Annotated in this window: 12 protein-coding genes; 7 read left to right on the top strand and 5 right to left on the bottom strand. The window is 34.6% G+C overall.

Annotation, left to right across the window (positions count from 1 at the left end; all coding sequences use genetic code 11):
* Nucleotides 1–20 precede the first annotated feature (20 nt).
* The 4 genes from H033_RS0107380 to H033_RS0107365 all read right to left on the bottom strand — a co-directional run bounded on the left by H033_RS0107380 (nt 21) and on the right by H033_RS0107365 (nt 2,170).
* Complete coding sequence (locus H033_RS0107380) at nt 21–284, bottom strand: DUF6520 family protein (protein WP_026837726.1); 264 nt, start codon at nt 282–284, stop codon at nt 21–23.
* 83 nt (nt 285–367) lie between these two features.
* Nucleotides 368–838: a MauE/DoxX family redox-associated membrane protein gene (locus H033_RS19780; protein WP_051227830.1), complete on the bottom strand. Its 471-nt coding sequence runs from the start codon at nt 836–838 to the stop codon at nt 368–370.
* A 76-nt stretch (nt 839–914) separates the two neighbouring features.
* Nucleotides 915–1,784, bottom strand: a complete 870-nt coding sequence (locus tag H033_RS20910) for a helix-turn-helix domain-containing protein (RefSeq protein ID WP_026837725.1) — start codon at nt 1,782–1,784, stop codon at nt 915–917.
* 2 nt (nt 1,785–1,786) lie between these two features.
* Nucleotides 1,787–2,170 carry a hypothetical protein gene (locus H033_RS0107365; protein ID WP_034886167.1) on the bottom strand — a complete coding sequence of 128 codons (384 nt, stop codon included), beginning with the start codon at nt 2,168–2,170 and terminating at the stop codon, nt 1,787–1,789.
* Nucleotides 2,171–2,402: 232 nt separating this feature from the next.
* Here H033_RS0107365 and H033_RS0107355 point away from each other — a divergent pair, with 232 nt between their 5' ends.
* The 5 genes from H033_RS0107355 (at nt 2,403) to H033_RS0107335 (ending at nt 7,748) form a co-directional block, all read left to right on the top strand.
* The gene (locus H033_RS0107355) at nt 2,403–4,820 is read left to right on the top strand and encodes an aminotransferase class I/II-fold pyridoxal phosphate-dependent enzyme (protein WP_026837723.1); all 2,418 of its coding nucleotides are present in this window, start codon (nt 2,403–2,405) and stop codon (nt 4,818–4,820) included.
* Nucleotides 4,821–4,900: 80 nt separating this feature from the next.
* Nucleotides 4,901–5,788, top strand: a complete 888-nt coding sequence (locus H033_RS0107350; protein ID WP_155827747.1) for an RteC domain-containing protein — start codon at nt 4,901–4,903, stop codon at nt 5,786–5,788.
* 273 nt (nt 5,789–6,061) lie between these two features.
* Nucleotides 6,062–6,346: a helix-turn-helix domain-containing protein gene (locus H033_RS0107345; protein ID WP_026837721.1), complete on the top strand. Its 285-nt coding sequence runs from the start codon at nt 6,062–6,064 to the stop codon at nt 6,344–6,346.
* 3 nt (nt 6,347–6,349) lie between these two features.
* Entirely contained in the window at nt 6,350–7,102 is a 753-nt protein-coding gene (locus H033_RS0107340) for a hypothetical protein (protein WP_026837720.1), read from the top strand.
* Entirely contained in the window at nt 7,086–7,748 is a 663-nt protein-coding gene (locus tag H033_RS0107335; RefSeq protein ID WP_026837719.1) for an ATPase, read from the top strand. Before H033_RS0107340 ends, H033_RS0107335 begins: the two co-directional genes overlap by 17 nt.
* Before the next feature lie 92 nt (nt 7,749–7,840).
* Here the strand turns inward: H033_RS0107335 and H033_RS0107325 are convergent, their stop codons facing one another.
* Nucleotides 7,841–8,437, bottom strand: a complete 597-nt coding sequence (locus tag H033_RS0107325) for an N-acetylmuramoyl-L-alanine amidase (RefSeq protein ID WP_316928627.1) — start codon at nt 8,435–8,437, stop codon at nt 7,841–7,843.
* 237 nt (nt 8,438–8,674) lie between these two features.
* On the opposite strand from H033_RS0107325, the gene H033_RS0107320 reads away from it, so the two are divergent.
* Together H033_RS0107320 and H033_RS0107310 are read left to right on the top strand one after the other, a co-directional pair.
* Nucleotides 8,675–8,962 carry a hypothetical protein gene (locus H033_RS0107320; RefSeq protein ID WP_026837717.1) on the top strand — a complete coding sequence of 96 codons (288 nt, stop codon included), beginning with the start codon at nt 8,675–8,677 and terminating at the stop codon, nt 8,960–8,962.
* Between the two features lie 272 nt (nt 8,963–9,234).
* Nucleotides 9,235–11,634, top strand: a complete 2,400-nt coding sequence (locus H033_RS0107310; protein ID WP_026837715.1) for a TraG family conjugative transposon ATPase — start codon at nt 9,235–9,237, stop codon at nt 11,632–11,634.
* Nucleotides 11,635–11,641: the final 7 nt, after the last annotated feature.

The raw sequence follows: 11,641 nt of genomic DNA, 5'->3' as shown, positions 1-11,641 counted from the left end.
TTCCCTTTATTATAATTTAACTAATAAATTATAACTTCTCCATTACCTCTCTTTAAAGAGTTAGGATCAGCGGCATCATAAACATCATAGACATTTCCATTTTGTAATTTCACTTTACAGGTTTTAACTCCAGTGCCACAGTTTAACTCCGTTCCAAGAGGCATGAAATCACCATTTTGGAGAATGTAATCCTGACTGGGATCACTTTCATTTTCTATGGTTGTAAAGGACATTCCAATGGCAAAAATCGCTGCCAATACTGGTATTAAAAATTTAGTTTTCATAATATTAATTTTAATAGTTAAACAAAATCGCCTACTCTAATTCAGGTTTTCGGCTTCCCCTGCTTTTGTTGCAACAAAATCTTTTATTTCTTATTGAAGCTTAAGCCTTTAGTGCTTCCGACTATTTCATTATTTATTGTTGGATTGAGAAAAATTCCGAATAGGGCTAATACTATAAATCCTATATTAAAAATTAAATGCTGGGTCCAAGAAAAAGAGGATATTACACCTCCACAGGAACAGGGGATTGAATCTGAAAAATTTAAGACGATAATGATATAAGTGGTAAAAATCACCATTAGAATAAACGAGCTCCATAATCCCTCTAATTTCACTTTAGGCCAGAAAAGGAGTGTGGCAATTAGCAACTCAGTTGCAGGGACTCCCCAAACCAAAAAATCTGCAAAAGAACTTAAAAAAGGGGATTGCTCTAATTGAGCTTTAAATTGCTCATAAGTTAATAACTTACTTACTGCAGCATAAACAAATAAGAGAATGAATAAGAATGTTATTCCTTCTAAAATCCAATGCTTCTGATTTGATGTAAAAAACATAATCCCGATTTTATATTATCAAAATTCGGTGTTTTTAATTGCTCTTATGTGAACTAGATTTTACTTTAAAGAAGAGTTATCGGCTTTTGGAGGGATTTATGCCGAAATGTTTTTTGAAAGCCCTAGAAAAATGTGAAATGCTTTTAAATCCGCATTGGTCAGCAATAACAATAAGTGGTGTGTCATTATCCAGTAGGAGATCTTTTGCCCTTTCCAATCTTTTATCACGATGGAATTTTGCGATAGTGGAACTGTGAATAATCTTAAATCCTCTTTTTAATAAAGTAGCGTTGGTATTTAGATCATCTGCAATTTCAGGAATTGGCTTAAGTGGCGAGTCAAGGTTGTCCATCAGGTAGTGATACAGCCTATCAATTAATTGTTTGTTTTTAGAAATATTAAATTGAGATCTTGGAAGTATTGAGTTCTGAAGAAGTTCTTCCCTTGACCATTCATTTTTGGAAATAGTTTTAACTGCAGAGAGTATGTAGTGATTTATATTTTGGTTTTTAAACCTTGTTAACCTGCTATTCATGGTTAAAAATAAATCATCTTTCAATCGAAAATTAAGAGAAACCGAATTTTCAATTGCATTCGAGATAATCATTTCTTTTAATTTTTGAATAGAAGAGTTATCTAAAATATAGTTTAAATGTTTGAGATGCTCTTCACGAAACAATTCGAGGGCACCGTAATTATACTCATAGATATTAAGATCTTTTCCAATGAGAAGAATAATATGATTAAGATAACTAAGATTGTTCTCCGGATAGAGACCAGGTACTGCTTCCTTTAGAACTCCAGCAAGCATATTGAGTAGGACACTAATGGTTGAAAATTTATTATCCAGCTTAGTTACTTTTATCCTTTTATCGTATTGCCCATTTGCCAATGCAGTAATTAGACGTGTAATTTGATCAAACTGTTTGTCGTCCGGATAGTACATGGTTAGTGTGTTTTAGGATAACGCGATAGAAATTCCAGAGCTTTTAATTTATCTTCAAAAATTTGTGATGGAACTTTTGGAAGGCTAGTAGTGAGATAGAATTGAGCAGTCACCTTTGAATGTGGGTAGTTAACCAATAAAGCTACTGCAGTAGTTTGAATAGAACCTTCCTTGGCTAGATAATCCATGGCGCCTTTTTCTGCCTGAATAATTTGGCGCAGGTCACAAAGGACGGGATAATTTTTATTGTTCTGAATAGAAAGCCTAAGTTTAAGAAGTTGTTTGGCGGTAGATAAAGTAAGATTCTCTACTGGCCCATATACGAAGTGCAGGATATCTTTTTCTATCCAAACTTCTGCATTCTTATCGTTGGCCCGAGTTTTCAAAATATTGATATTTATATTAATTGAATTTAATCAATTACCGTTGATGATTTTAAAAATAAATTTACTCAAAAGATCATTTTAAAGCAAATGCCGTCAAATTTTATAGGAAATCTTATCTTTAAGGGTCAATATTTTAATTAAAAGTTCATTTTCCACACTATCTAAGTTTGTATTTATTGAAGCTATAAAAATATTTTTTAGCTTCAATAAATCGAAATTAAAAGATAGAGAAATGGCAAAGATTAAACATAATAATTTCCTCGATACAGTAGATGCTGTTATTTCTAATGCAAAAAAAGAAGGGGTAATACATTTATATGCTGAAGGAGAAAGTTTTTCAGGGAGAGAGATAAGAATCAATGGTAAAGATCATTTTCATTTTGGTACAACCGGGTATTTAGGGTTAGAACAGGATGAACGATTAAAACAGGCTGCGATTGATGCTATCCGAAATTATGGTACACAATTCCCACTATCTAAAACATATATCTCACATCCCCTTTACCGGGGACTGGAGGAACGTATTTCAAAAATGTATAATAATCCTGTTATAATCACAAAAAATAGTACTCTGGGACATATGGCAGTTATTCCATGCATCATAAGGGATGAGGATGGTGTTATTCTTGACCATCAGGTCCATTGGAGTGTCCAAAGTGCATCACAAATTTTAAGAACCCGGGGAATTCCGGTTGAAATGATTAGGCACAATAATATGGATATGTTGGAAGATAAAATAAAAAGTCTATCCACGAAATGTAATAAAATTGGGTATATGGCTGACGGAGTGTATTCCATGTACGGTGATTTTGCACCAATTTTAGAACTTATGGAGCTGTGCAAGAAATATCCTCAACTTCATTTGTATTTTGATGATGTTCATGGAATGAGCTGGAAGGGAAAAAATGGTACGGGATACGTAATGGAAGTTTTAAAGGAGCTGCAGGACAATGTAATATTGATTGGTACTTTAAGCAAAACTTTTGGGGCAAGTGGGGCAGTAATGGTAACTTCAAATCAAGAAATACACACTAAAATTAAAAATTTTGGTGGGCCGTTAACTTTTTCTGCTCAATTAGAACCAGCTTCGGTTGCTGCCGCTACAGCTTCTGCCGCAATTCATCTCTCTCCCGAAATTTATGATCTGCAAAAAATACTCTCTCATAAGATTAACTATTTCAATTCATTGCTGGACGATACAGATCTACCTTTGGTTGAAAGAAATGATTCCCCGGTATTTTTTATTGGCACAGGCATGCCAGTTACCGGATACAAATTTGTCCAACGCTTAATGAAAGAAGGATATTATATTAACCTAGGGCTATTCCCGGCAGTTCCTGTAAAGAATACAGGAGTAAGAATTACAATTTCCAAACATAATTTTAAGAGTGACATTAAAGGATTGGTGGAGGCAATGGTTTATCATTATCCATTAGCTCTCCAAGAAACAAATACGGATAATAATCGTGTAAGAGGTGCATTTTATCTTCCGGAGTTAAAATTTAAAAATCTGGAAAACAATGAAGGTTTAAATATTGAATATTCTACAACCATTAAAAATATCGAGAAAAAGGAATGGAACAAATTATTAGGTCGACGAAGTACATTTGATTGGGAAGGCCTTGAATTTATAGAAGGAGTTTTCAGGAACCAGGAGAAATTGGAGAACAACTGGTCATTTCACTATTTTATAATAAGAGACAAAAATTCAATTCCAATACTGGCCACATTTTTTACTTATTCTTTATGGAAGGATGATATGCTGTCTCCTGCATCTGTTTCTCAACTATTGGAGGAGAAACGAATTAAGGATCCCTACCATATGACATCCTACGTTTTGAGTATGGGGTCTTTGTTTACAGAAGGAGAACATTTATATTTAGATACTTCTCACCCTAGATCTAAACTAGCTCTAAGTATTCTTCATAGAGAGGTGGAAGTTTTACAAAAGGAGTTGAATGCGAATATGTTAGTCTTAAGGGATTTTAATAGGTCCAATGACCTAAATGAAACCTTTCATGAACAGGGATTTATTAAAGTGAATATGCCCGACTCCTGCATTTTTACAAATTTTTCTTGGACTTCAATAGAAGAGTATGTAGGCAAATTATCTTCCCGGTCCCGAAGGCATTTTGGAAAAGATATCGCCCCATTTGAAAAAATGTTTGATATAACCATTGTGGGAACTATTACTGAAGGCCAACTTGATAAGCTATATGAATTATATATTAATGTAAAAAATAATAATATTGGCTTAAATACATTTTTGTATCCTAAAAATCTGTTCACTAAAATGGCTAGAGATAACAACTGGGAATTTATTATTCTCCACCTTAAAAAAGACTTTAATTCTTATTCTAAAGACCCTGTAGGCGTAATGTTTTGCTATAAAAATTTAAATCATACCTATGTGCCTAATTATATAGGAATGGATTATAAATATTCAGAAAAATATCAAATTTACAGACAACTTTTATTTCAGACCATAAAAAGAGCCAAGGACTTGAATTTTAAAAAAATCGATTTTGGAATGACAGCATCTTTTGAAAAGAGAAAAGTAGGCGCTACAGTTATACCAAAATTTTCCTATGTACAAGCCAAGGACAATTATTCTTTAGAATCAATAGGTCTTTTACAAAAAAGAAGTTAACTAATACTGGATTTTATTAATGATACTTTTCAATTCTACAATGATTTTATAACTCCCTACAAACGTTAAGCTATAATTAATTGAAGAACATATTGCCTTGGTATTATTTATTAACTCAAGATGTGAATGTCATGTTTAACGATGTTATAGAAAATTTTAGCGATGCTATTAATTCCATTTCTCAAACGGAAACATACAACCAGTTGAAAAAAGCAGATTTGGCCATTCCAACTTGTAATAAAGCAATTTCAATTCTTCAGGATATTGTTGAAAAAGCAGATTTTGAAACAACTCAACTGGAAATCAGCTTTTTTAAAAACGTAAAGGTAATACCCATGAGCTATTTGATATACTATTCTGAAATAAGGGCTTGCGAATTACAGATTCCTAAAGCAGGAAAAGCCTATCAACTTAGATTTTTAGAGAAAGAAATACGAAAAATCAATAAATTCTTTTCAAAGAATAGTGATTTTGTTCATTATATGGAGCAAGGGCATAGCTATTTAGATCATCAGTTTTTCACTAGAAACCATCGTAATAATTTCCCCTTCACGCCAATGATCAATTATTATCAATATCCAGAATTTTCTACATCCCATGATATGCTGTGGGCTAAAGTCCAGGCGATGTATAGATATATCCATTATATACGAGAAACTATACAAATTGTAAAACCTGGGAGCAATCAATTTCATAATGAAAAGAAGCATAAATTATTATTGTGGACTACTTCAAAAACTGCATTAATCGAATTGATTTATGCATTGTCCTCGGTTAGTGCTCTAAACCATGGAACTGCAGATTTAAGTACAATAACAGCCTCCTTTGAGGATTTCTTCAATGTGAAGCTTGACAATGTATATAAAACATATTCAGAAATAAAAGCAAGGAAGGGTAGTAAAACAAAATTTTTAGAAGAGTTAATTATAAAACTTCAGCATAAAATTAATCAAGATGATTCCGTTTAATCAAGTATGTTCTTCTCGTAACTACGAAATGCAATAATTCTCTATTTCCAAATTAATTTTCTTATATATTATTCATTAGTTAGGGGTTCAAGATACCATTTCATCCCAATTAAGATCAATTTAAATGTATGTTAAAATTTATCGTAACTACGAGAGGTCTAGGGAAATAACTCCGTTAATCTAACACAAATTTGTAAAACGAAAGTCAAATTAACCTAATCCCGCTGCTTTAAAACTTATAACCTGCGGTGGGATTTTTAAAACCGTTTTACAATGCCAACAAGTATAATCACCACAGACGATCTGCGAGACTTCAAAATTGAACTGCTCGAAGACATTAAAAACCTTTTAGCAAAACAAGCAAAAGGAAAACTAAAAAGATACCTCAAATCCTCTGAGGTAATGGATTTGCTGCAAGTAAGTCCAGGCACATTACAAAATCTACGCATCAACGGTACGCTACCCTATACTAAGGTTGGAGGAATTATTTATTACGATACCGAGGAAATTCAAAATATAATGACCGCAAACCGTGTACAGCACGGTCTAAATTCTTAAGGGATGAACTACATAAAGCTACTCAATGCGGCTTTTGAAAAGTTCTTTTTTGATGACCGCCTTAACCCTACCCATATCAGTCTGTATATGGCGCTGTTCCAGGAATGGAACAGTAGCCGTTTTGCGGATGAATTTTACGTGAATCGCAGAGACTTAATGCGTTGTGCAAAAATAGGCTCAAAATCCACCTACCATCGATGCGTTACTGATCTTGATTCCTGGGAATATCTTTTCTATTTTCCTTCCAATAATCCATATAAAGGGAGTAAAATTAAGATGGCCGTTATCGGGACAAGTGATGAACCGGATATGGGACAGTACAATCCCGAATTGGAACAGCTTGCGGAACAGTACCGTCCCAGAAATGAACCAGTAGTGAACCAGTACCATCCCACCAACGGACTAGCTGTGTACTCGCACCGTCCCACCAGTGGACAAGCATTGGTATCTACTATAAACAATACCAAACAAGTAAACAATATAAAACAACCAAAGGGCTGGCAGGCCGTAATTAATTTTTTTATTGAAAAAGGTTTTAATGCTGATGAAGCAAAAAAATTCTTCGAGCATTACGAAACTCGGAACTGGCAAACTAGCGATGGAAAAGAAATTCGAGATTGGCGAGCCTTAGCCACAAACTGGATGGACAGAACCGAACTATTTGACGAAGAAAACAAACCGAACAAAAAACAAGAGTCCCAAATCAAGGACAACTTGCGAACCACTAAAAACAAGGACTATGGACAACCCCTTTAAAATAACCGAAGGAGGCGTGGAATATTCGCTCGGAAAATTTATTGACAAAAGTTTTCTATACGATTTTGACAAAATCCTGATTTACCTGGATGCCAAAGGCAAGCTGCTGTTTGGAAAAAAATTTAAAATTTATGACGAGGATAAGGATATTCTGCTCAAGCTTTGCAATTACTTTATCTGCGATAAAGAGAATTGCAAAAAGAATGGAATTGATCCCAATAAGGGAATCTTACTTTCCGGGCCTGTAGGGTGCGGAAAAACCACTTTGATGAAACTACTTCGACATATTGTACCTATGCAACGATCGTACGAGATGATTCCGTGCAGGAATGTAATTTTCAGCTTTAATCATCTCGGATTTAAAACAATTGAAGACTATGGAAATACAAAATTCTTCTGTTTTGATGACCTAGGCATTGAACCTGCCGGAAGATTTTATGGCAAAGATCTTAATGTAATGGGCGAGGTGCTTTTATCTCGATATGAGCTTTACCTTCAATCAAAACATAGAATAAAAACGCATGCCACTACAAATCTGAATGCCGAGGAACTAGAAGAACGCTATGGAAACCGAGTTCGTAGTAGAATGCGAGAATTGTTTAATCTGATTGCTTTTGATAAACGGGCTGGGGATAAGAGGAAGTAATTTAACTTCGGAAAGATTTATAAAATAAAATCACTTCTGAAATAACCTGCCTAATGATTTCTTTCAAATTCTTCGTTAATTCTAAAAAAATATCATTCATAATTTCTATGTTTTTGTATGGATAGTAAAATCGCTAAAGCTGCCAATCGAATATTTTCAGGACTCGAAAAATATCGGTTTTCATCCCAATTACTCAGAAACCCCAATTCCAAAAGCACAGATGGAAAATGATTGGCAGAGTCTACTAGCAACTGAAAATTTTTAAACTTCACACCTCTACTCTCAAATCCTAATTTCTTTTTCAATGCAGCTTGCAATTGAAATGCAATCCAGGTCGAACTATTTAAATACTGAGAAATGTTCTTTGCCACATAAATTTCAACCCCTCTTGTATTAGAACTATTTGAATGATTGCAGTGCACGGAAATAAATACGTCTGCATTCAATGCCTTGGCTAGTTTCGTCCTTTTCGATAAGGAAATAAGCGTATCGCTATATCTAGTCAAGTAAATATCCAATGGTGTTTTGGATTGTTTGTTTAAGCTCAAAATATCCAGCGCAATATCAAGTACAATATTCTTTTCCTGAATGCCATTTATCCCGACAGCACCGGAATCTTTTCCGCCGTGTCCGGGATCAATAATAATTATTTTCTGACTGTCTATTTCCTGCCCAAAAATGAAACACATTTTTAGAAGCAAAAAGATAAAACTGACGTTTTTGAGCACTTTTTTCATTTTCAATTTTCAAGTTATTAACATTGGCCCTTCCAAAATTCATAGAATTTGATGTCAAATAATAGCAACGGAATTTAATTGAATTCAAATAATATTTTATTCACAATTATTTGATTATCAGTTATTTATAATCAAATATATGTAAATTTCCATTAACGAAAATGAATCAAAAATCTAAACTTTTCCGTTATGAAAAAATCATTCTATTTGGCAACATTTCTTTCACTGTTATCCACTTCGCTTTTTGCACAAATTGGTGGCATTGAGAATTCGGTTGATGATATATCAAACACAATCCGAACCATCTTCCCAATAGTTTTAGCAATTATATTTCTTGTAGGCTTCCTTTTTAATGCCGGGCATTTCTTTGGGGAGAACTCCGATATCAAGAAGGGGATTACCCGAATTCTCGTTTTCGTGCTTATTGCAGGTGCTGTCGTGGGAATATTTACATATCTAATCACGATTGTAGTATAAGATGAAAAAATTCCAGATCTATAAAAATATCAGAAAACAGGCGGTCATATTTGGTTTGTCCATATCCCTTTTTGCTCTAATGATGGTGACAATACTATTTTCCCTATTAGTCATTATTTTTTCTTTCAGTTTCGGGATGATTATAGGAGTATTTATAATAAATGCCGCACTATACATCGTTTTGACCCGAATACATAACAACCCACAAATCTTTCATATGGCGAAGGTTTTCCCAAGAATAATTAGTAACAAAAGAAATACAGGCTTTGATTATGAACAAGATTAACCTTTCAGCATACAGGCCCATTGCAGATATTCAAGACAATATCGTATTTGCCAATAATGGCAATGTGGTCTTATGCTATGAAGGGAACCTACCAGAAATCTATTCCCTTTCCGAAAAGGATTTTGAAGACATTCACGGTGCCTGGTTTCAAGCTTTAAAATCCTTACCCGTTGGGACTGTGGTTCACAAGCAGGATATCTATTTAAAGAAGTTTTATTCTTCAGAAAAGCTTCCGAATTCAACATTTTTGGAAAAAGCCACACACGAGCATTTTAAAGGTCGCGAGTATATTGAGCACAAATGTTATTTGTTCTTTATCCTGACCAAGAATAAAGCGCTCAACAATACAAAATACGTCAATCCCTTTAAAAAGGTTTCCAAGGGAATTGTTCAGGAACTGGATGACAACATTAAGAGTTTCGCCAACTCGATAAGCGATTCCGTTTCTTTTATAAACAATAGCAGGAAAGTCTCTCTCAGAACATTAAATGAAAAAGAAATTATTGGTCTCACACAGACCTATTTCAATGGATTTAATGAGGGCTTTGATACCGATATTTTGCTGGATAATAAAAGCGTCAATATTGGCGAGAACCATTTTGATGCCCTTGCCATCAATAGCGAACTGTGCTTTGGCGAAAGTGTACAAAGTAGCAAAACCAATGAGAAATTCACTTCTGACGATTTTGTGTTTCATCAGGGTTTTATTGATGGTCTAGGGCTTACGCTCAATGAAAACCATATTGTAAATCAGATTCTTTATTTGGATGACAAGCATAAGTGGCGCAAGCTGCTCGATAAGAAAATAGAGGAACTTAACAAAAGTTCCAATTTCGGATCACAGAACAAATTGGTACTTGGAAAGATTCAGCATATTCTGGATCAAATTAATGCTGATGACAATGCACGGATCATCCGTGGTCATCTCAATATTGTTTACTGGTCTAAGGATTCTAACGAGTTAGCTAAAATTACCTCTAAGATAAAGACTGAATTCAAGGAACTAGATATCATCCCATATTATCCGAGAGGGGAAGAGCGGAAAAATTACATATTGAATAGTTTCTTTTGCTACTCTTCCAACTTCTCGAACGACGACTTATACGTAACAGATCTCAAGCACGCGATATGCCTATTCATCAATAACACTAATTACAAATCGGATACTACGGGAATCATCTTCAATGATCGTGAACATAGTATTCCAGTTCTCAAAGATGTCTGGGATGAGCGTAAAAAACGAATTAAGGCACGCAATTTTGCCATCTTCGCCCCCACAGGTGAAGGCAAATCTTTTTTAGCCAATAATATTCTACGTCAATATTTTGAAAGTGGTGTTCGCCTGGTTATTATAGATCTTGGAGGATCCTACACAAAATTTGCTAAACTCTATCCTGAACAATACACAGTATTGCGGTACGAAAGTGGAAAGAATTTGGGTATCAATCCATTTTACATCAGCAATCAAAATGATTTGACGCCGGAACGATTGGAAGATCTGTCCGTGTTCTTATTTGAGCTGTTCGCCTCCGAACTGAAAGTGACCAAGGCACAATCTGTTTCCATCAAGAAAATACTACGCCATTATTACGATAGCACTTCTGAAAATCACTCTTTAGAAGGTTTTTACAACTTCATCGAAAAGAATCAGGAAGATCTTCTAAACACTCTTAAAATCCATCCTGACTACTTCAATGTTACGAGTTTCTTACACGTAATGTCCGAATATGTCGGCCATGGTCTTTATAGCTTTCTGTTTGAGGTGAGCGAAGATCAGACCTACAAAATCGAGGACAAACGATTAATTGTTTTTGAACTGGATGAAGTAAAAGATAATAAGGAAATTCTATCCGTAATGTTAAAGCTGATTAAATCAGCTATTCAACGGACTATATGGAAAAACCGTGCAGAGAAAGGCATCATCCTATTTGATGAGTTTGCCAAGCAATTGAAGTTTGAAAACGTATTGGAAAGTGTAGAATTTTATTACCAGGCAATCCGGAAACAAAACGGAGCGATTGGGATTATTCTACAATCTATCAATCAGCTTCCGAATAATTCTACTGCAGCTAGCATCTTAGAAAACACACAAGTCATCTATAGCTTGAATAATGAAAAAGGATATACCGAACTGGTTAGAAGACTCAACCTATCAAGCCACGACTTGAATCAATTAAAGTCTATCAAAAACAATCTTTCCGGTTCACGGAAGTACACCGAAATGTTCATCAAGATTGGAAAGGAAAGCAACATTTTCAGGCTCGAAGTGCCGAAAGAAGTATATGCAGCTTACCTGACCGATGGACAGGAAAACGAAGCCATAATGGCGATTTATAATAAGACTGGCTCAATGGAAGAGGCCATCAAAATCTTCATCAATTCTTAAATATAAG

Origin of the sequence: Gillisia sp. JM1 (assembly GCF_000424645.1) — a bacterium.
Taxonomy (GTDB): domain Bacteria; phylum Bacteroidota; class Bacteroidia; order Flavobacteriales; family Flavobacteriaceae; genus Gillisia.
This window is presented reverse-complemented; position numbering and strand designations above follow the sequence as displayed.